Here is a 20,271-nt window from a genome sequence, read left to right on the forward strand (position 1 = left end):
ATAACCTTATTGCGTGTCTGACCCGAAAGTAGCCAAGACAGACGTCGTGCTCGTCGGCGCTGGAATCATGAGCGCCACGCTCGGTGCGCTGCTGCGCCTCCTGGAACCCGACTGGTCGATCACCATGATCGAACGCCTCGACGGTGCCGCCGCCGAGAGCAGCGATCCGTGGAACAACGCCGGTACCGGTCACTCCGCGCTCTGTGAGCTGAACTACACGCCGCAGAAGTCCGACGGCTCCATCGACACCGCCAAGGCCATCACGGTCAACGAGCAGTTCCAGGTGTCGCGCCAGTTCTGGGCCTACGCGGTGGAGAACGGTGTGCTGCCCGATGTGCGCAGCTTCCTCAACCCGATCCCGCACGTGAGCTTCGTGCACGGTGCGGCGAACGCGCAGTACCTGAAGGCCCGGCACGCGGCGCTGGTGACCAACCCGCTCTTCGCCTCGATGGAGTACATCGACGACAAGGACGAGTTCGCCCGCCGGCTTCCGTTGATGGCGGCCAAACGCGACTACACCGATCCCGTCGCGCTGAACTGGACACAGGCCGGCACCGATGTGGACTTCGGCTCGTTGTCGCGTCAGCTGATCGGCTACACCGCCAACAACGGCATGACCACCCTGTTCGGCCACGACGTGCGCGATCTGCACAAGGAATCCGACGGCAGCTGGACGGTGAAGGTCGTCAACCGGCGCACCGGCGCCAAGAGCAAGATCAACGCCAAGTTCGTGTTCGTGGGCGCCGGTGGCGGCGCGCTGCCGTTGCTGCAGAAGGCCGGTATCCCGGAGGCCAAGGGCTTCGGTGGTTTCCCGGTCGGCGGGCAGTGGTTGCGTACCGACAATCCCGAGCTCGCGGCAGCCCACCAGGCGAAGGTGTACGGCGCACCGCCGCTGGGTGCTCCGCCGATGTCGGTGCCGCACTTGGACACCCGCGTCATCAACGGCCGGTCCTACCTGCTGTTCGGTCCTTTCGCGGGCTGGACGCCGAAGTTCCTCAAGCAGGGAAAGTTCACCGACCTGCCGCTCTCGGTCAAGCCGAACAACATCGGTTCCATGCTCGGCGTCGGGCTCACCGAGATGAGCCTGGTGAAGTATCTGCTCGGCCAGCTTGCCCTCAGTGAGGCCGACCGTGTGAACGATCTGCGGGTATTCGCGCCCAGCGCACAGGATTCCGACTGGGACCTCGCCATCGCCGGTCAGCGGGTCCAGGTGATCCGCCGCAAGGGTGCCGGTGGTGTTCTCGAGTTCGGCACCACCGTGCTCACCGCCGGTGACGGCAGCATCGCCGGTCTGCTGGGCGCCTCCCCGGGCGCCTCGACGGCCGTGCCCGCCATGCTGGAGGTGATGGAACGTTGCTTCGCCGATCAGTACGAGGGCTGGCTGCCCAAGCTCAAGGAGATGGTCCCCTCGCTCGGCATCAAGCTGTCGGGGGAGCCCGCGCTGTTCCAAGAGGTGTGGGATTACGGCACCAAGGTCCTCAAGCTGGATGCGCCCGCGCCCGTATGACGGTCGCGCTGCGCCGAAGCTGGGCCAAGGATCTGGATGCGGCGACGCTCTATGAGCTGCTGAAGCTGCGCGTCGAGGTCTTCGTCGTCGAACAAGCCTGTCCGTACCCGGAACTCGACGGCCGCGATCTGCTCGCCGAGACGCGCCATTTCTGGCTGGAAGGCGTTGACGGTCAGGTGATCTCGACGCTGCGCCTGATGGAGGAACATCCCGGCGGGGAGAAGGTGTTCCGGATCGGCCGGGTGTGCACCAAACGCGCCGACCGCGGGCACGGGCACACCTCACGGCTGATGCAGGCCGCCATCGCCGAGGTGGGCAACTATCCGTGCCGCATCGATGCCCAGGCCTATCTGCAGGACATGTACAGCGCGCACGGGTTCGTGCGCGACGGTGACGAATATGTGGAAGACGGTATCCCGCACGTGCCGATGATCCGGCCGGGAGCAGTGGCGCTGTGACGCGATCTGTTGCCCCCGTGCACTATCCCTTCAGCGCGCTGGTGGGCCACGACCGGCTGCGCCTGGCATTGGTGCTCTGTGCGGTGCGCCCCGATATCGGCGGTGTGCTGATCCGCGGCGAGAAGGGCACCGCGAAATCGACTGCGGTGCGCGCGCTCGCGGCGGTCTTGTCCCAGGTCGACGACGATGCCCGACTGGTCGAGTTGCCGATCGGCGCGACCGAGGACCGGGTGGTCGGTTCACTGGACCTRCAGAAGGTGCTGCGCGACGGCGAGCACGCCTTCTCACCGGGCCTGCTTGCCCGTGCCCACGGTGGCGTGTTGTACGTCGACGAGGTCAACCTGCTGCACGACCATCTGGTCGATGTGCTGCTCGACGCGGCCGCGATGGGCCGGGTGCACATCGAACGCGACGGCGTATCGCATTCCCACGACGCGCGTTTCGTGCTGATCGGCACGATGAATCCCGAAGAGGGTGAACTGCGCCCACAGCTGCTCGACCGTTTCGGGTTGACCGTCGACGTGGCCGCCTCGCGTGATGTCGATGTCCGGGTGCAGGTGATCCGCTCCCGGCTGGCCTTCGAGGCCGACCCGCCGGGATTCGCCGCCCGCTACGCCGAGGCCGATGCCGAGCTGGCCAGGCAGATCGCTGCAGCGAGGCTGGCATTGGCCGATGTGGTGCTGCCGGACAACGAGTTACGGCGCATAGCGGCCCTGTGCGCCGCCTTCGACGTGGACGGTATGCGCGCCGATCTGGTGCTCGCGCGCACCGCGGTGGCGCACGCGGCCTGGCGGAGGAGTCAGGACGGGGACGAAGCGACGGGGAAGATCACCGTCGAAGAGGAAGACATCCGGGTGGCTGCCGAGCTGGCGCTGCCGCACCGCCGCCGGCGCGACCCCTTCGATGACCCGGGCCTGGACCCGGATCGTCTCGACGAGGCGCTCTCGCAGACCGAAGAGGCCCCCGAGGACCCCGAACCCGACCCGGAGCCGCCCGGTGGCGGCGGCGTGGATGATCCCGCGGAAAGCTCAGCGCCACAGACCGATTCGTCGGGCAACGGCCAGCAGAAGGACGGCGGGCAGCCGTCGGGTAACGGTGCCCCGCCCACCCGGTCCAGCGCACCGCCGTCGGCCACCTTCCGCACCAAGGCGCTGGTGGTGCCCGGTGTCGGCGAGGGCGCCCCGGGCCGGCGTTCGCGGGCCCGCAACCGCACCGGCAGTACCGTGGGCTCCACCGAGGTGCCCGGCGAGGGGCACGGCACCCACGTGTTCGCGACGCTGTTGGCCGCGGTCAACAACCAGCGCCGGCCGGGCCGGCCCCGGGTGCAACCCGATGACGTCCGCCGCGCCGTGCGGGAGGGCCGGGAAGGCAACCTGGTGATCTTCGTGGTCGACGCCTCCGGGTCGATGGCGGCGCGGGACCGGATGTCCGCGGTCGGCGGCGCCACGCTGTCGTTGCTGCGCGATGCCTACCAACGCCGCGACAAGGTCGCCGTCATCACCTTCCGCGGTCAGCGCGCCGATGTGCTGCTGCCGCCCACCTCCTCGGTGTACATCGCCGGACGGCGGCTGGCCCGCTTCGACACCGGCGGCAAGACGCCACTGGCACAAGGGCTGCTGGCCGCCCGCGATGTGGTGCTGCGAGAGAAGGCGCGCGATCGGGCCCGTCGCCCGCTGGTCGTGGTGCTCACCGATGGGCGGGCCACCGGTGGCCCGGACCCGCTGGGCCGGACCCGGACGGCCGCCCGCCTGCTTGTCGCCGAGGGCGCCGCTGCCGTCGTGGTGGACTGCGAGACGTCCTTCGTGCGTCTGGGTTTGGCCGAGCAGTTGGCCCAGCAGCTGGAAGCGCCCGTGGTCCGCCTGGCCCAGCTGCAGGCCGGCGAGCTGACATCGCTGGTCAAGACCGCCGCGTAGGAGGCACCGTGCCACAGGGACAACCGCTGACCGTGCCCGATGACGGGCTGACCACCAGGGCGCGCCGCAACGCCCCGCTGCTGGCGGTGCACACCGGTCCCGGTAAGGGGAAGTCGACGGCGGCGTTCGGGATGGCGTTGCGCGCCTGGAACCAGGGTTTCGATATCGCGGTGTTCCAGTTCGTGAAGAGTGCGAAATGGAAAGTGGGCGAGGAGAGCGCCTTTCGGGAGCTCGGCAAGCTGCACGAGGAGCACGGCACCGGCGGGCCCGTGCAGTGGCACAAGATGGGGTCGGGCTGGTCCTGGACCCGTAAGCAGGGCAGCGATGTCGACCACGCCGAGACCGCGCGCGACGGGTGGGCCGAGATCAGCCGCCGGATCGCCGAGCAGCGCCACGACTTCTATGTGCTCGACGAGTTCACCTACCCGCTCAAGTGGGGCTGGATCTCCACCGACGAGGTGATCGCGACGCTGGCCGACCGCCCGGGTAACCAGCATGTGGTGATCACCGGCCGGGACGCCCCGCAGGCGCTGATCGAGGCCGCCGACCTGGTGACCGAGATGACCAAGGTCAAGCACCCGATGGACGCCGGCCGCAAGGGCCAGCGCGGTATCGAATGGTGAGCACCCCCGCCGTCATCGTCGCCGCGCCCGCTTCCGGTAGCGGAAAGACCACCGTGGCAACGGGTTTGATGGGTGCGCTGCGCCGCGCCGGGCACCGGGTGGCACCGTTCAAGGTCGGTCCCGACTTCATCGATCCCGGGTACCACGCGCTGGCCACCGGTCTGCCCGGCCGCAACCTGGACCCGGTGATGCTGGGGGAGTCGTTGATCGGCCCGCTCTACCGGCACGGCACCGCGGGTGCGGACATCGCCGTCGTCGAAGGGGTGATGGGGTTGTTCGACGGCCGCATCTCCGAGGACGGGGTGGGCCCGGCCCGCGGATCCACCGCACACGTCGCCGGCCTGCTCGGCGCCCCGGTGGTGCTGGTGGTCGACGCGCGCGGCCAGAGCCACAGCATTGCCGCGCTGCTGCACGGCTTTTCGACCTACGACACCTCGATCCGGCTGGCCGGGGTGATCCTGAACCGGGTCGGGACCCCGCGCCACGAGCAGGTGCTGCGCCAGGCGTGCGAACACGCCGGTGTGCCGGTGCTCGGGGCGATTCCGCGCACCGCCGAACTCGAGGTGCCCTCACGCCACCTCGGACTGGTGACCGCCGTCGAATACGGTGCGCTGGCCGAACGTGCCGTGGGCGCAATGACCGATCTGGTGGCCCACCATGTCGATATCGCGGCCCTGGTCGCCGCCGCTGCCAGCGGGGTGAGCGCGGATCCGTGGTCGCCGGCGGCCGTCGAACCGAGCAGCAGGGTGACCGTCGCGCTGGCCGCGGGGCGGGCGTTCAGCTTCGGCTATGCCGAACACCGGGAGCTGCTGACCGCCGCGGGCGCCGACGTCGTCGACTTCGATCCGCTGGTCGACGGGCTGCCCGAAGACACCGCCGCCCTGGTCATCCCGGGTGGCTTCCCCGAGCAGTTCACCGCCGAACTGTCGGCCAACGAGACCGTGCGTGCCCAGATCCGGTCGCTGGCCGGCGCCGGTGCCCCGGTGCACGCCGAATGCGCCGGCCTCACCTATCTGGTCGATGACCTCGACGGAGTGCCGATGTGCGGGGTGCTCGCCGGTTCGGCCCGGTTCACCGAGCGGCTCACCCTGGGGTACCGGGATGCCGTGGCGGTCACGGATTCGCCGCTGCATACCGTCGGCGAGCGCGTCAGCGGCCATGAATTCCACCGCACCGCAGTGACTTTCGGCCAGGATTATCCCAGTGCCTGGGGTTTCAGCTCGGCGGCCGGCGCGCGGGTGGCCGACGGTGCGGTGCTCGGCGGTGTGCATGCCGGTTACCTGCATACACACCCGGCGGCGCACCCCCATGCCAGCTCCCGCTTCGTCGCGGCGGCCGCAACCTTTAAGCTCGGCGGGTGACAGAGAACGCCTACCTGGTCGGCCTGCGTCTGGAAGGCCGCAAGGTCGTGGTGGTGGGCGGCGGCACGGTGGCCCAGCGGCGGCTCCCGTTGCTGATCGCCGCCGGTGCCGATGTCCATGTGATCACCCGCGCGGCCACCCCGTCGGTGGAGGCGTTCGCGCCGATCACGTTGACGTTGCGCGATTTCCGTGACGAAGATCTCGACGGCGCCTGGTATGTGCTGGCGGCCACCGATGATGCCGACGTCAACGCCGCGATCGTGGCCGGCGCCGAACGCCGCCGCATCTTCTGCGTGCGTGCCGACGTGGCCATCGAGGGCACCGCCGTCACCCCCGCCTCCTTCGACTACGACGGACTGTCGGTCGGCGTGCTGGCCGGCGGCGAACACCGCCGCTCTGCGGCCATCCGCAACGCCATCCACGACGCCCTGCAGACCGGTGTGATCGCCGACCGCAGCGGTGACCCCGACGATGTGGTGCGCGAGGGCGTGGCGCTGGTCGGTGGCGGGCCCGGCGACCCGGAGCTGATCACGGTGCGCGGCCGCCGGCTGCTGGCGCACGCTGACGTGGTGGTCGCCGACCGGCTCGCCCCGCCGGAACTGCTCGCCGAGCTGGGACCGCATGTCGAGGTGATCGACGCCGCCAAGATCCCGTACGGCCGCGCGATGGCGCAGGAGGCGATCAACAACGTCCTGATCGACCGCGCCAAGGCGGGCAAGTTCGTCGTCCGGCTCAAGGGCGGGGACCCGTTCGTCTTCGCGCGCGGCTATGAAGAGGTGATCGCGTGCGTCGAAGCCGGGGTTCCGGTCACCGTGGTGCCGGGTGTGACCAGCGCCATAGCGGTTCCCGCGCTGGCCGGCGTCCCGGTCACCCACCGCCACGTCACCCATGAGTTCGTGGTGGTCAGCGGCCATGTTGCGCCGGACCACCCCGAATCGTTAGTGAATTGGGATGCGCTGGCCGCGATGTCGGGCACGATCGTGTTGCTGATGGCCGTCGAGCGCATCGAGCTTTTCGCCGCCGTGTTGCTGGCAGGCGGTAGACCAGCGGATACGCCGGTGATGGTGGTCCAGCACGGCACGACCGCCGCGCAGCGAACGGTGCGCGCGACGCTTGCCGATGTCGGCGAGAGGGTGCGTTCGGAGGGGATTCGACCGCCCGCAATCATCGTGATCGGGCCCGTGGCGGGCTTCGGCAGTTAAAGGATTCTTAAGATTACTGTAAGGTAACCCGGTATGACTGCTCTCAACGACGCTGGGCGCAAAGCCGGCCGCCGAGACGACGCAGATGGCAGCAACCGGGCCCTTCCAGTACACGTCGGCCGGGGGGATATGCGGCAAAACAGCAGGTTACCGGCATGGGTGCCGCCCTGGAACTTCATCGCCGCGGTCATTGCCATCGGCGGCATGCAGCTGCTCGCGACGATGGACAGCACCGTTGCGATCGTGGCGCTTCCTAAGATCCAGGATGAGCTGGGCCTCTCCGATGCAGGTCGTAGCTGGGTCATCACCGCCTACGTGCTGACCTTCGGTGGCCTGATGTTGCTGGGTGGACGCCTCGGCGACACCATCGGCCGCAAGCGCACCTTCATCGTCGGCGTCGCGCTCTTCACCATCGCCTCGGTGCTGTGCGGCGTCGCGTGGGATGAGGCCACTCTGGTCATCGCGCGCCTGCTGCAGGGCGTCGGCGCCGCCATCGCCTCACCGACCGGCCTCGCGCTGATCGCCACCACCTTCCCCAAGGGCCCCGCCCGGAACTCGGCCACCGCGGTGTTCGCCGCCATGACCGGCGTCGGCTCGGTCATGGGTCTGGTCGTCGGCGGCGCGCTCACCGAGGTGTCCTGGCGCTGGGCGTTCCTGGTGAACGTGCCGATCGGCCTGATCATGCTGTACCTGGCCCGCACTCACCTGACCGAGACCCACCGCGCCCGGATGAAGCTGGACGCCACCGGCGCGATCCTCGCGACGCTGTTCTGCACCGCCGCGGTGTTCGGATTCTCGATGGGACCGGAGAAGGGCTGGCTGTCGCCGCTCACGCTGGGCTCGGGTGCCGCGGCCTGCGTGTTCGGACTGGCATTCCTCTACGTCGAACGCACCGCGGAGAACCCGGTGGTGCCGTTCTCGCTCTTCCGTGATCGCAACCGGGTGGCCACCTTCATCGCGGTGTTCCTGGCCGGCGGCGTGATGTTCACCCTGACCGTGCTGATCGGCCTGTACGTGCAGGACATCATGGGTTACAGCGCGCTGCGCGCCGGTATCGGGTTCATCCCGTTCGTGGTCGCCCTCGGCGTGGGCCTGGGGTTGTCCTCGCAACTGGTCTCGCGGTTCGCGCCGCGCTGGCTGGTGATCTCCGGTGGCGTGTTCGTGCTCGCCGCGATGATCTACGGCTCCACGCTCAACGGCGACATCCCGTACTTCCCGAATCTGGTCATCCCCATCACGGTCGGTGGGTTCGGTATCGGCATGATCGTGGTTCCGCTGACCGTCTCGGCGATCGCCGGGGTGGGCTTCGACGAGATCGGCCCGGTCTCGGCGATCGCGCTGATGCTGCAGAACCTCGGTGGACCCGTGGTGCTGGCCATCATCCAGGCCGTCATCACCTCGCGGACGCTGTACCTGGGCGGCACGACCGGCCCGGTCAAGAACATGAACGAGGCGCAGCACAACGCGCTGGACGCCGGCTACACCTACGGCCTGCTGTGGGTGGCCGCGGTCGCCGTCGTGGTCGGTGCGGTGGCGCTGTTCATCCGCTACACCGCGGAGGAAGTGGCGCACGCCCAGGAGGTCAAGGACGCGATCGACGCCGGAGAGCTGGACGGCTGAGGAAGTCCCGCACCAGCGGCACGACCTCACCCAGATGCGTCTCCAGCAGCCAGTGCCCGCCGTCGAAGGTGTGCAGCTCGGCGTCCGGCAGATCGCGTAGATAGGCCCGCGCGGACGCTTCGGGCATGTACCCGTCGTGGATACCCCACACGATCAGCGTGGGTGGACGGTGCTCACGCAGGTAGGCCTGTTCGGCGTCGAATCGCTTGAGGGTGGATGGTTGGTCCTCCAGCAGCCGGATCAGGTTGGCGATGCGCTGCGGGGTCGACATCAGACCCCAGTGCAGGGTCCACAGATCGGGGCTGATCCGGTCCGCGAGTGCCGCGGGCAGTTCGCCGACGAACTCACTGCGAAACCCCTCCGGTGTCACGTGCTCGGCGATGGTGCGCCGGGCCTGCGGGCCGGGGTTCTCCCACGCCGCTTTGAGGAAGTCGTACTTCGGGCCGAACACGTCGGGGTAGATGTCGCCGTTCTGGATGATCAGACCGGTGACGCGGTCGGGCGCCGACATCGCCAGCTGCAGACCGAATTGCGAGCCGTAGTCGTGCAGCCAGAGTGTGTAGGAGTGCAGACCCACACCGTCGGCGAAGGCGCCCAGAAAGCGGGCGTAGGCATCGAAGGTGTAGCCGAAGTCCCGCGGCGCGGGCGTCGCACTGTGGCCGAAGCCCGGCAGGTCCGGTGCCAGCAACCGCCAGCGATCGCCCAGCGCCGGCAGCAGATTGCGGAACGCGTAGGACGAACACGGATAACCGTGGGGGAGCAGCACCACCGGCGCATCCGCGGGGCCTGCCTCCCGGTAGAAGGTGTCGATCCCATCGATGACGATGCGACGGTGCCGGACGGGGACGGGTGCCGGATCGGTCATGTGAGGTGTCTTGCCCACCGCCCAGGACACCAAACACGGAGCGAAAAAAATTCGCGGAATGCATGTTTGGCCCCGTGCGTTACAGGGTAGAGGCTGGTTGATGCCATCTTCGTGCGCCACATTGTGCGCACCCGGTAGTGCTGTGCGTCGAAATTACACCCATGTAACTTGTCCACACCTGTGCATGAATCGTGTGGATAACCTTCCCGTCGGTCGCCGTCGGTAGGGTTGGAACCCATGTCTGGGTCGCAGAGTTCGGGTACGCGGCTGTCGGAAAGCGTGCTCGGTCCGGCCATCGTCGCGATCACCGGAATGCAGCTGATGGCCACGCTGGACGGCACCATCGTCATCGTCGCCTTACCCCGCATGCAGGCCGAATTGGCGCTGTCTGATGCCGGCAAGAGCTGGGTCATCACCGCGTATGTCCTCGCGTTCGGCGGCCTGCTGCTGCTCGGCGGCCGGATCGGGGACGCGGTCGGGCACAAGCGGGCGTTCCTGGCCGGCGTCGGCACCTTCACCATCGCCTCTCTGGTGTGCGGCCTGGCCACCGACGAGATCACCCTCATCGCCGCCCGTGCGCTGCAGGGCGTGGGCGCCGCGGTGGCCGCGCCCACCGGCCTGGCTCTGATCGCCACCACCTACGCCGTCGGGCACGCCCGGAACAAGGCACTGGCGGTATCGGCCGCGATGCAGGGCCTCGGCTCGGTGCTCGGGCTTATCTTGGGCGGTGCGCTGACCGAGCTGTCGTGGCGCTGGGCCTTCCTCATCAATGTGCCGATCGGCATCGCCATCATCTTCGTCGCGACGGTGTGGCTGGCCGAGACCCGGCACGAACGGCTGACTCTCGATGTCTCCGGCGCGCTGCTGGCGACGCTGGCCTGTACCGCCGCGGTGCTGGTGTTCACCCAGGGCCCGCCGCGCGGCTGGGTCGATCCGTGGGTCTTCGCCGCGGCTGCCGCGACGGTGCTGGCGCTGGTCGCCTTCGTCGTCGTCGAACGGCGAGCGGACAACCCGCTGGTGCCGTTCTCGGTGTTCGACAACCGCAGCCGCGTCGCGACCTTTGTGGCGTACTTCCTGGCCGGTGGCGTGATGCTGACGGTCAGCGTGATGATCGGCCTGCTGGTCCAGGATGTGCTCGGTTACTCCGCGCTGCACGCCGGCATCTGCTTCATCCCCTTCGCGCTCGGTATGGGTGTCGGCAACCTGGCGGCCACCCGGTTCGCGCCGCGCTTCGCACCGCGCTGGCTGGTCATCGGGGCGGGCAGCCTGGTGCTGGCCGCGATGCTGTTCGGGTCGACGCTGGAACGCGATGTGCCGTACTTCCCGGATCTGGTGGTGCTGTTCGTGCTGGGCGGCCTCGGCATCGGGGTGATCTCGGTGGTGCTGCCGCTGTGCGCGGTCGCCGACGTCCCGCCGCGGGACATCGGACCGGTGTCGGCGGTGACCCTGATGGTCTACAACCTGGGTGGCCCGATCGTGCTCGTCGTCATCCAGGCGGTGCAGACTTCCCGCACGCTCTACCTGGGCGGGACGACGGGCCCGGTGCACGATATGACGCCGGCCCAACTCGACGCGCTCGGTCACGGCTACACGTACTCGCTGCTGTGGGTGGCCGGTATCGCGGTGTTGGTCGGTGTCGCCGCGCTGGGCATCGGATTCACCGCCCGCCAGATCGCCAGCGCGCAACACACCAAAGAAGCCGTCGAGGCAGGGGAACTGTGAACCCGACACGTCAGCAGATCTCCGATGCCACCGGCGCGCTGGGCTGGCGGCTGGTCCTGGGGGCGCTGCGGGCACAGGTGCGGGTGAGCACACTGGCCGAAGCGGCCGAGGTCGCCACGCTGGCCGCGGCGGCGTGCCCGGATGCCCCCGGGCAGCTGTCGCTGGACCTGCGCGACGATCGCGTGCTGCTGGCAGTGCAGTCCGAGGCGCACGGTGCGGTGACCGATCAGGATCTGGAGCTCGCCGGGCAGCTGGCCGGCGCGCTGCAGGCCGCACGCAGGACACTCGAACCCGGCGCCGGTCTGCAGGCGTTCGAGATCGCCATCGACGCCCTCGACATCGCCGCGGTGCGGCCGTTCTGGAAGGCCGTCACCGGCTACACGGACGCGCGCAGCACGACAGATCTGCACCGCGGCCTGGTCGACCCGGCCGGGCGCGGACCGGCGATCTGGTTCCAGCAGATGGATTCGCCACGCCCGCAACGCAATCGGATTCACATCGATGTCGACGTCCCACACGATGTGGCCGCCGCTCGCATCGAGGCGGCGCTGGCCGCGGGCGGTGTCCTGCTCAGCGATCACGCCGCTCCCGCGTTCTGGGTGCTCGCCGACGCCGAGGGTAACGAGGCATGCGTCTGCACCTGGCAGGGCCGCGACTAGGCTGGCCCGCTGTGATCACCCGTATGTCCGAGCTGTTCCTGCGAACCCTGCGTGACGATCCCGCAGACGCCGAAGTCCCCAGCCACAAGCTGCTGATCCGCGCCGGCTACGTGCGCGCCATCGGTCCCGGGATCTACAGCTGGCTGCCGCTGGGCCTGCGGGTGCTGCGCAAGATCGAGAACATCGTGCGCAGCGAGATGAACGCGATCGGCGGCCAGGAGATCCTGCTGCCCGCCCTGCTGCCGCGCGCCCCCTACGAGACCACCAACAGGTGGACCGAGTACGGCGACACCCTGTTCCGGCTGCAGGACCGGCGCAACAACGACTACCTGCTGGGCCCGACCCACGAGGAACTGTTCACCTTGACGGTCAAGGGGGAGTACTCCTCCTACAAGGACCTGCCGGTGCTGCTCTATCAGATCCAGACCAAGTACCGCGATGAGGCGCGTCCGCGCGCAGGCATCCTGCGCGGCCGCGAGTTCGTCATGAAGGACTCCTATTCCTTCGACGTCGACGAGGACGGACTCAAGACCGCCTACCACGCGCACCGCGAGGCCTATCAGCGCATCTTCAACCGGCTGAAGGTGAAATACGTCATCGTCTCGGCGGTGTCCGGGGCGATGGGCGGGAGCGCATCGGAGGAGTTCCTCGCCGAGAGCGAGGTCGGTGAGGACACCTTCGTGCGCTGCCTGGAATCCGGCTACGCCGCCAACGTCGAGGCCGTGATCACCAGGGCTCCCGCCGATGTGCCCATCGAGGGCCAGCCCGCCGCGCAGGTCCACGACACCCCGGACGCCCCGACCATCGCCACCCTGGTGGACTGGGCCAACTCGGCCAACCTCGCGCAGTTCGAGGGGCGCGCGGTCACCGCGGCGGACACCCTCAAGAACGTGCTGGTCAAAACCCGTGAACCCGGGGGCGAGTGGGAGCTGCTCGGGATCGGTGTGCCCGGTGACCGCGACATCGACGAGAAGCGCCTCGGTGCGGCGCTCGAACCGGCCGAGTTCGTGCTCCTCGACGAGGCCGACTTCGCCGCCAACCCCTTCCTGGTGAAGGGTTACGTCGGTCCGAAAGCGCTGCAGGACAACGGTGTCCGCTATCTGGTGGACCCGCGGGTGGTATCGGGCACGTCCTGGATCACCGGCGCCGACGAACCCAACAGGCATGTGGTGGGCCTCGTCGCCGGCCGCGACTTCACTCCCGACGGCACGATCGAGGCCGCCGATGTGCGCGACGGCGATCCGTCGCCGGACGGCGCCGGGGTGCTCACCTCCGCCCGCGGAATCGAGATCGGCCACATCTTCCAGCTGGGCCGCAAATACGCCGACGCGTTCGGCGCCGATGTGCTCGGCGAGAACGGCAAGCCGGTGCGGCTCACCATGGGCTCCTACGGCATCGGGGTGTCACGGATGGTCGCGGTGATCGCCGAGCAGCAGCACGACGAGATCGGGCTGCGCTGGCCGGCTTCGGTCGCGCCGTTCGACGTGCACGTCGTCATCGCGAACAAGGACGTCGGTGCTCGCGAGGGCGCCACCGAGTTGGCCGGCGAACTGTCCCGGCTGGGATTCGAGGTGCTGTTCGATGACCGCACCGCCTCGCCCGGGGTGAAGTTCAAGGACGCCGAACTGCTCGGTATGCCGTGGATCGTGGTGGTCGGGCGCGGCTGGGCCGACGGTGTCGTGGAACTGCGCAACCGGTTCACCGGTGAGGCCCGTGAACTCGCGGCCGACGGTGCGGCCGCCGAGGTGGCCGCCCAGCTGCGGGCCTAACCGGTCTTCTCGGGCCCGCCCGGGAAAGCCGTGGTGATCTGGGGGACACCCAGCACCTGGTTCCAGCGGGCGGCCAGCACCGCGGCCTGGGTCATCGCGGTCACCGCGAAGCCGCGATCCTCCGGTGTCTGTGCCTGTTCGGCCACGGCCCGCCACGCGGTGGCGGTGTCGGACTCCATCCGCACCGCCAGCTCGGCGGCGTCGCCGGGGTCGGTCACCTCCAGCGGCAGCTCGTAACCGGCCGCGGGCAGCGGCGGGGTCACCGAGTTTTCGGCCAGCATGACCAGGGCCTCCTCCCGGCGTGTCCGGTGCTGGGCCATCGACTCGGCCACCAGGGCATTGTCTTCGGGTGTGGAATGCGCCGACACCACGCCGTAGCCGTAGATCGCGCCGTGTTCGTTCGCGACCGCGTCGAACAACGAGGCCCGGGCGGCGTCGGTTGGCCGGTCCGGGTCGGGAGCGGGCTGCGGTGAGGTCATGCCTTCTTCTCCGGATCACCCAGTGCCACTTGGTAGGCGGCGGTGCAGGAGGCAGCGATGGAGCCCAGTAGTCCGGCCCGGTAGCCGGCCATCTGGGTGGCGACCCGGGCGGCATCCTCGGCCGACATGCGCAGCGCCTTGGCGACGTCGGTGACGGTCGGTTTCGCGGCCGGGGCCGTCGCGGCGCCGGTGGTCGTGGTCGGTGCTGCACTGGTGGTGGGCGTCTCGCCGTCGGTCAGCCGGGTGATCTCATCGGCGAGGGCACGGGCGTGCGCGGTGCGCTCGGCGGCGATGGCGGTGAGGGTGGCCACCATGTCCGGTGTGAGGGCCCGTCCGGGCGGCACCGTGGCGGCCTCACCGGCGAGCAGACTGTCGGCATTGGCGCGGTCGAACTGGGTCCGCAGGTCGGCAAGATCGGCCGGTGGAGGGGGCGGTGAACAGGCCGTCGTCCCGGCGAGCAACCCCACTGCCAACGTCGCGGGGACCGCGGCGATCAACAGGCGGCGCCGGGTCAGGGTGGGTGGGGCGCTCGGCACGCCCACATCCTGCCATGTTCTCCTGCACCCCTCGTTTGGTGATTGGCGGGACGCGCCTGGCGTATCGTTTGGTAACCGAACCCGGGTCCAGCCGACCGGGGAATGTGTCCGCACAACTCAAGATGAGGAGCTCGCCGTGGCATCGGATGACCCGCTGCGGTCTGCGCGATTACCGTCGCGGGAGCAGGTGATCGAACTCCTCGACGAGGAGTTCGCCCGGGCGGGCTACGAAGTCGAAGACGTGGTGCTCGGCGGTGGGCGTCCGCCCCGCCTCACCGTGATCGCCGATGCCGATGACGGTGTCGATCTGGATGCCATCGCCACCCTGTCGAAGGTGGCCTCGGCGGCCCTGGATGCCGCTGAGCAGGCCAATGGTGACTACGGCGCATACGTGCTGGAGGTGACCTCCCGCGGCGTCGACCGCCCGCTGACCACCGAAAAGCACTTCCGCCGGTCCCGCGGCCGCAAGGTCGAGGTCGCGCTGGCCGACGGGTCGAGCCTGACCGGCCGGATCGGGCAGACCGCCGACGGGGTGGTGCACCTCGTCGTCGCGGTGGGCAAGGATTACGAGGTCCGTCCCGTCGACGTCAGCGGGATCACCAAAGCAATTGTGCAAGTTGAGTTTTCGCCGCCGAATCGGCGTGAGTTGGAATTGTCCGAGCAGTCTGGAAAGGGGGGCGACGAATGAACATCGACATGGCGGCGCTTCATGCCATCGAGTCCGACAAGGGGATCTCGGTCGATATCGTCGTGGACACCATCAAGTCTGCGTTGCTGACCGCGTATCGGCACACCGAGGGCCACGAGGCCGACGCGCGTATCGACGTCRACCGCAAGACCGGTGTGGTCAAGGTGATGGCCAGGGAAAYCGATGACGACGGCAACCTGATCAACGAATGGGACGACACCCCAGAGGGATTCGGCCGTATCGCGGCGACCACCGCGCGTCAGGTGATCCTGCAGCGGCTGCGCGACGCGGAGAACGAGCGGATGTACGGCGAGTTCTCGGCGCGCGAGGGCGATATCGTCGCCGGCGTCGTGCAGCGGGACGCCCGGGAGAACACCCGCGGCAACGTGGTGGTCCGGGTCGGCACCGAGGCCAAGGGCTCCGACGGCATGATCCGGCCCGCCGAGCAGGTGCCCGGTGAGGGCTACGAGCACGGCGATCGGCTGCGCTGCTACGTCATCGGGGTGTCCCGCGGTGCCCGCGAGCCCAAGATCGAACTGTCGCGCACCCACCCGAACCTGGTGCGCAAATTGTTCGCGCTCGAGGTGCCCGAGATCGCCGACGGATCCGTCGACATCGTCGCGGTGGCGCGGGAGGCCGGTCACCGCTCCAAGATCGCCGTGGCATCGCGGGTGCCGGGTCTGAACGCCAAGGGGGCGTGTATCGGCCCGATGGGCCAGCGCGTCCGCAATGTGATGAGCGAACTGTCCGGCGAGAAGATCGACATCATCGATTACGACGAGGACCCGGCCCGGTTCGTCGCCCACGCGCTGTCGCCGGCCAAGGTCGTGTCGGTGACCGTCATCGACGAGAGCACCCGGGCGGCCCGGGTGGTGGTGCCGGACTTCCAGCTGTCGCTGGCGATCGGCAAGGAAGGGCAGAACGCCAGGTTGGCGGCCCGCCTCACCGGCTGGCGCATCGATATCCGCAGTGACGCGGCACCCGAACCCGCGGCCGGGTGAGCTATCCCGACACGCGATTGAAGTCTGGACGTCCGGGAACGGTAGACTGAGCCGTGATCCAGCGCGAGACTTCGGCCATCCCGGCTCGTGCGCATCGGAGCCCAGACGGACCGGTGCGGACGTGTGTGGGATGCCGGAAGCGAGAACTGGCCGTCGAACTGCTTCGAGTGGCCGCTGTATCCGACAGGCCCGGCAATTGCGCCGTGACTGTGGACTCAGCGGGTAACCTGCCGGGGCGGGGTGCTTGGTTGCATCCCGACCAGCAGTGTCTTGATGCGGCACTCCGTCGGCGAGCGTTCGTCCGAGCGTTGCGTATCACCGGTTCACCGGACACATCCGCGGTGGTCGAGTACGTCAACGCCTCACCGGGCGCTGAGGAATCCGGCCCCACCGGCTAGAGAACAGGTAGCGAAGAACATGAGCACACCGTGAAGTCCCGATGACCATGCGTCATAGCTAAACCCGAGGCGCGGCCCCACCACCGCTGTCGCCTCCAAACGAGGAGAAGTAGTGGCAGGTAAGGCCCGCGTGCACGAGTTAGCGAAGGAACTCGGTGTCACCAGTAAGGAAGTTCTCGCCCGTCTGAGCGATCAGGGCGAATTCGTCAAATCGGCGTCGTCGACGGTGGAAGCCCCCGTCGCACGCCGTCTGCGTGAGTCGTTCGGAGGCGGAAAATCCGCCCCGGCAGATGCTCCCGCAGCCAAGGCGCCCAGCAAGCCGGCATCGTCCGGCGGCGGCCCCAAGCCCGGCCCGAAGCCGGCACCGCAGGCTCCGCCTGCACCCCCGGCCCCGGCGGCCCCGGCCCCCGTGGCTCCCGCAGCCCAGGCCCCCGCGCCTGCTGCACCGGCGGCTCCGGCAGCTCCGGCCGAACCTCAGGCACCGGCTGCACCGGCGGCTCCCGCCGCATCGGCCGGTACCCAGACCCCCGGGCCCCGTCCGGGACCGACTCCGGGACCCAAGCCCGCGCCGCGCGCCCCGCGCGTCGGCAACAACCCGTTCTCCTCGCAGGCACCGGCCGAGCGTCCGGCCCCGCGTCCGCAGGCCGGCCCCGGCGGTCCCCGTCCGGGCCCCGGCCCCGGCGGCCCGCGTCCGGGCGCACCGCGTCCCGGTGGAGCCTCACCAGGCAACATGCCTCCCCGCCCGCCCGGCGCGCGTCCCGGTGCGACCGGTCGCCCAGGCGGTCCGCGTCCCGGTCCGGGCGGTCGTCCGGCTCCCGGTGGCCGTCCCGGTGGCGGTGGCGGCGGCGGTAACTACCGCGGCGGCGGCGCAGGCGGCGGTGCCGGTGCAGGTGCCGGTGCCGGCGGAGCAGCAGCCGGCGGTTTCCGCGGTCGTCCCGGCGGTGGTGGCGGCGGTGGCCGTCCCGGCCAGCGCGGCGGTGCCGCAGGTGCCTTCGGTCGTCCCGGCGGCGCGGTCCGTCGTGGACGCAAGTCGAAGCGGGCGAAACGCGCCGAATACGAGAACATGCAGGCCCCGGTCGTCGGTGGTGTGCGGTTGCCGCACGGCAACGGTGAGACCATCCGGCTGGCCCGTGGCGCATCGCTGGTGGACTTCGCCGACAAGATCAACGCCAACCCGGCATCGCTGGTGCAGGCCTTGTTCAACCTCGGTGAGATGGTCACCGCGACRCAGTCGGTGGACGATTCGACCCTCGAACTGCTCGGCAGCGAGATGAATTACGTCGTGCAGGTCGTGTCCCCGGAGGACGAGGACCGCGAACTGCTGCAGTCCTTCGACCTCACCTACGGCGAGGACGAGGGCGGCGAGGAAGATCTCGAATTCCGTCCGCCGGTCGTCACCGTCATGGGTCACGTCGACCACGGCAAGACCCGCCTGCTGGACACCATCCGGAACGCCAGCGTGCGCGAGGGTGAAGCCGGTGGCATCACCCAGCACATCGGTGCCTACCAGGTTGCCGTCGAGCATGAGGGTGCCGAGCGTCTCATCACCTTCATCGACACGCCCGGTCACGAGGCCTTCACGGCCATGCGTGCCCGTGGTGCGAAGGCCACCGATATCGCGATCCTGGTGGTCGCCGCCGACGACGGTGTCATGCCGCAGACGGTGGAGGCCATCAACCACGCGCAGGCGGCCGATGTGCCGATCGTGGTGGCGGTCAACAAGATCGACAAGGAAGGCGCGGACCCGCAGAAGATCCGGGCCCARCTCACCGAGTACAACCTGGTGGCCGAGGAGTATGGCGGCGACACCATGTTCGTCGACATCTCGGCGAAGAACGGCGTCAACATCCAGGCGCTCGAGGAAGCGGTCCTGCTGACCGCCGACGCGTCGCTGGACCTGCGGGCCAACCCCGACATGGAAGCCCAGGGTGTGGCGATCGAAGCGCACCTGGACCGTGGCCGTGGCCCGGTGGCGACCGTGCTCATCCAGCGCGGCACGCTGCGGGTCGGCGACTCGATCGTGGCCGGCGATGCCTATGGACGTGTTCGTCGCATGGTCGACGAGCACGGCGAGGACATCCACGAGGCGCTGCCGTCTCGTCCGGTCCAGGTCATCGGCTTCACGTCGGTGCCCGGTGCCGGTGACAACCTGCTGGTGGTCGACGAGGACCGGATCGCCCGGCAGATCGCCGATCGCCGCAGTGCCCGCAAGCGCAACGCGCTGGCGGCCCGCACCCGCAAGCGCATCAGCCTGGACGATCTCGATGCAGCGTTGAAGGAGACTTCGCAGCTGAACCTGATCCTCAAGGGCGACAACTCCGGCACCGTGGAGGCGCTGGAGGAGGCCCTGCTGGGTATCGAGATCGACGACGAGGTGGAACTGCGCGTCATCGACCGCGGTGTCGGTGGTGTCACCGAGACCAACGTCAACCTGGCGTCGGCGTCGAATGCCATCATCATCGGCTTCAACGTGCGTTCCGAGGGCAAGGCCACGGAGCTCGCCAACCGCGAGGGTGTCGACATCCGGTACTACTCGGTGATCTACCAGGCCATCGACGAGATCCAGAGCGCGCTCAAGGGCATGCTCAAGCCGGTCTACGAGGAGAAGGAGCTCGGCCGCGCCGAGATCCGGGCCATCTTCCGGTCGTCGAAGGTCGGCAACATCGCCGGCTGCCTGGTCACCTCCGGCATCATGCGCCGCAACGCGAAGGCGCGCCTGCTGCGTGACAACGTGGTGGTCRCCGAGACGGTCACCATCTCGTCGCTGAAGCGGGAGAAGGACGATGTCACCGAGGTGCGCGACGGCTACGAGTGTGGTCTGACGCTGACCTACAACGACATCAAAGAGGGCGACGTCATCGAGGCGTACGAACTCGTCGAGAAGGAACGCACCTAAGTCATGGTTGATGTTGGACGTGCACGCCGCCTGTCGAAGCGCATCGGCACGGTTGTGGCCTCTGCCATCGAGTTCGAGATCAAGGATCCCCCGTTGGCCTTCGTGACCGTCACGGACACGAAGGTGACGGGAGACCTGCACGACGCCACCGTCTACTACACGGTGCGCGGTGCGACGTTGCAGGACGAACCCGACTACGAGGGTGCGGCCGCGGCGTTGGAGCGGGCCAGGGGCATTCTCCGGAGCAAGGTCGGTGCGGCCACCGGAGTGCGCTTCACGCCGACGCTGGCTTTCGTGCTGGACAAGGTGCCCGAGACCTCGGCGCACATGGAGGCCCTGCTGGCCCGGGCCCGGGAGGCGGACGCCGATCTGGCCCGGATCCGGGAAGGCGCCAAGCCGGCGGGGGAGGCCGACCCGTACCGCGTGACTGCGGCCGACGGTGACGAGGCGACCGATGAAGAGGATGCGGGAGACCCGCGGCCGAACTGACGGTCATCACGACTGAGAGGTCCCGCACACCCCGGTGTGCGGGACCTTTCCGTGGGGAGGGTGCCGATGTCCACCGCGGCCTCGA

At 69.0% G+C, this 20,271-nt stretch carries 18 protein-coding genes; 15 read left to right on the forward strand and 3 right to left on the reverse strand.

The window, feature by feature from the left end; genetic code table 11:
* Positions 1-13 precede the first annotated feature (13 nt).
* The 7 genes from mqo to AC1DTF_RS10410 all read left to right on the forward strand — a co-directional run bounded on the left by mqo (position 14) and on the right by AC1DTF_RS10410 (position 8,684).
* Complete coding sequence (gene mqo, locus AC1DTF_RS10380) at positions 14-1,507, forward strand: malate dehydrogenase (quinone) (RefSeq protein ID WP_477474013.1); 1,494 nt, start codon at positions 14-16, stop codon at positions 1,505-1,507.
* Positions 1,504-1,965 carry a GNAT family N-acetyltransferase gene (locus AC1DTF_RS10385; protein WP_057168663.1) on the forward strand — a complete coding sequence of 154 codons (462 nt, stop codon included), beginning with the start codon at positions 1,504-1,506 and terminating at the stop codon, positions 1,963-1,965. Before mqo ends, AC1DTF_RS10385 begins: the two co-directional genes overlap by 4 nt.
* Positions 1,966-1,982: 17 nt before the next feature.
* Positions 1,983-3,878 (forward strand): magnesium chelatase subunit D family protein, encoded by a 1,896-nt coding sequence (locus tag AC1DTF_RS10390; protein WP_477474057.1) that lies wholly within the window; start codon positions 1,983-1,985, stop codon positions 3,876-3,878.
* A gap of 8 nt (positions 3,879-3,886) precedes the next feature.
* The gene (cobO, locus tag AC1DTF_RS10395; protein WP_057168665.1) at positions 3,887-4,501 is read left to right on the forward strand and encodes a cob(I)yrinic acid a,c-diamide adenosyltransferase; all 615 of its coding nucleotides are present in this window, start codon (positions 3,887-3,889) and stop codon (positions 4,499-4,501) included.
* The gene (locus tag AC1DTF_RS10400; protein ID WP_477474014.1) at positions 4,495-5,862 is read left to right on the forward strand and encodes a cobyrinate a,c-diamide synthase; all 1,368 of its coding nucleotides are present in this window, start codon (positions 4,495-4,497) and stop codon (positions 5,860-5,862) included. Before cobO ends, AC1DTF_RS10400 begins: the two co-directional genes overlap by 7 nt.
* Positions 5,859-7,064: a uroporphyrinogen-III C-methyltransferase gene (gene cobA / locus AC1DTF_RS10405; protein ID WP_477474015.1), complete on the forward strand. Its 1,206-nt coding sequence runs from the start codon at positions 5,859-5,861 to the stop codon at positions 7,062-7,064. The genes AC1DTF_RS10400 and cobA overlap by 4 nt, the downstream gene beginning before the upstream one ends.
* Before the next feature lie 129 nt (positions 7,065-7,193).
* Positions 7,194-8,684 (forward strand): MFS transporter, encoded by a 1,491-nt coding sequence (locus tag AC1DTF_RS10410; RefSeq protein WP_235571327.1) that lies wholly within the window; start codon positions 7,194-7,196, stop codon positions 8,682-8,684.
* On the opposite strand, the gene AC1DTF_RS10415 is transcribed toward AC1DTF_RS10410, so the two are convergent.
* Positions 8,647-9,549: an alpha/beta fold hydrolase gene (locus tag AC1DTF_RS10415; protein ID WP_477474016.1), complete on the reverse strand. Its 903-nt coding sequence runs from the start codon at positions 9,547-9,549 to the stop codon at positions 8,647-8,649. The genes AC1DTF_RS10410 and AC1DTF_RS10415 overlap by 38 nt on opposite strands.
* 237 nt (positions 9,550-9,786) lie before the next feature.
* On the opposite strand from AC1DTF_RS10415, the gene AC1DTF_RS10420 reads away from it, so the two are divergent.
* From AC1DTF_RS10420 to AC1DTF_RS10430, 3 genes are read left to right on the forward strand one after another with little or no spacing between them, the layout of a single operon-like run.
* Positions 9,787-11,271: an MFS transporter gene (locus AC1DTF_RS10420; RefSeq protein ID WP_156409275.1), complete on the forward strand. Its 1,485-nt coding sequence runs from the start codon at positions 9,787-9,789 to the stop codon at positions 11,269-11,271.
* The gene (locus AC1DTF_RS10425; RefSeq protein ID WP_477474017.1) at positions 11,268-11,930 is read left to right on the forward strand and encodes a VOC family protein; all 663 of its coding nucleotides are present in this window, start codon (positions 11,268-11,270) and stop codon (positions 11,928-11,930) included. The genes AC1DTF_RS10420 and AC1DTF_RS10425 overlap by 4 nt, the downstream gene beginning before the upstream one ends.
* A gap of 11 nt (positions 11,931-11,941) precedes the next feature.
* The gene (locus AC1DTF_RS10430) at positions 11,942-13,699 is read left to right on the forward strand and encodes a proline--tRNA ligase (RefSeq protein ID WP_477474018.1); all 1,758 of its coding nucleotides are present in this window, start codon (positions 11,942-11,944) and stop codon (positions 13,697-13,699) included.
* On the opposite strand, the gene AC1DTF_RS10435 is transcribed toward AC1DTF_RS10430, so the two are convergent.
* The gene (locus AC1DTF_RS10435; RefSeq protein WP_477474019.1) at positions 13,696-14,178 is read right to left on the reverse strand and encodes a ferritin-like domain-containing protein; all 483 of its coding nucleotides are present in this window, start codon (positions 14,176-14,178) and stop codon (positions 13,696-13,698) included. The two genes, AC1DTF_RS10430 and AC1DTF_RS10435, sit on opposite strands and share 4 nt — an antisense overlap.
* Positions 14,175-14,714 carry a hypothetical protein gene (locus tag AC1DTF_RS10440; protein WP_477474020.1) on the reverse strand — a complete coding sequence of 180 codons (540 nt, stop codon included), beginning with the start codon at positions 14,712-14,714 and terminating at the stop codon, positions 14,175-14,177. The genes AC1DTF_RS10435 and AC1DTF_RS10440 overlap by 4 nt, the downstream gene beginning before the upstream one ends.
* 136 nt (positions 14,715-14,850) lie before the next feature.
* Between AC1DTF_RS10440 and rimP the strand changes: the two genes are divergently transcribed.
* From rimP to rbfA, 5 genes are all read left to right on the forward strand, one after another.
* Positions 14,851-15,402 carry a ribosome maturation factor RimP gene (rimP, locus tag AC1DTF_RS10445; RefSeq protein ID WP_477474021.1) on the forward strand — a complete coding sequence of 184 codons (552 nt, stop codon included), beginning with the start codon at positions 14,851-14,853 and terminating at the stop codon, positions 15,400-15,402.
* Positions 15,399-16,403 (forward strand): transcription termination factor NusA, encoded by a 1,005-nt coding sequence (nusA, locus tag AC1DTF_RS10450; RefSeq protein WP_477474022.1) that lies wholly within the window; start codon positions 15,399-15,401, stop codon positions 16,401-16,403. Before rimP ends, nusA begins: the two co-directional genes overlap by 4 nt.
* 167 nt (positions 16,404-16,570) lie before the next feature.
* On the forward strand, positions 16,571-16,801 hold the full coding sequence (locus AC1DTF_RS10455; protein WP_442928733.1) for a YlxR family protein: 231 nt from the start codon (positions 16,571-16,573) through the stop codon (positions 16,799-16,801).
* 112 nt (positions 16,802-16,913) lie between these two features.
* Positions 16,914-19,697: a translation initiation factor IF-2 gene (gene infB / locus AC1DTF_RS10460; protein WP_477474023.1), complete on the forward strand. Its 2,784-nt coding sequence runs from the start codon at positions 16,914-16,916 to the stop codon at positions 19,695-19,697.
* 3 nt (positions 19,698-19,700) lie between these two features.
* Positions 19,701-20,186, forward strand: coding sequence for a 30S ribosome-binding factor RbfA (gene rbfA, locus AC1DTF_RS10465; RefSeq protein ID WP_477474024.1), 486 nt, complete (start codon positions 19,701-19,703; stop codon positions 20,184-20,186).
* Positions 20,187-20,271 lie beyond the last annotated feature (85 nt).

It is taken from the genome of Mycobacterium sp. P4_H6 (assembly GCF_056400845.1).

Coding starts and splice junctions, on each gene's coding strand:
- AC1DTF_RS10385 (WP_057168663.1), top strand. CDS start 1,504: ATGACGGTCGCGCTGCGCCGAAGCTGGGCCAAGGATCTGGATGCGGCG.
- AC1DTF_RS10400 (WP_477474014.1), top strand. CDS start 4,495: ATGGTGAGCACCCCCGCCGTCATCGTCGCCGCGCCCGCTTCCGGTAGC.
- AC1DTF_RS10410 (WP_235571327.1), top strand. CDS start 7,194: ATGCGGCAAAACAGCAGGTTACCGGCATGGGTGCCGCCCTGGAACTTC.
- AC1DTF_RS10415 (WP_477474016.1), bottom strand. CDS start 9,549: ATGACCGATCCGGCACCCGTCCCCGTCCGGCACCGTCGCATCGTCATC.
- AC1DTF_RS10420 (WP_156409275.1), top strand. CDS start 9,787: ATGTCTGGGTCGCAGAGTTCGGGTACGCGGCTGTCGGAAAGCGTGCTC.
- AC1DTF_RS10435 (WP_477474019.1), bottom strand. CDS start 14,178: ATGACCTCACCGCAGCCCGCTCCCGACCCGGACCGGCCAACCGACGCC.
- rbfA (WP_477474024.1), top strand. CDS start 19,701: ATGGTTGATGTTGGACGTGCACGCCGCCTGTCGAAGCGCATCGGCACG.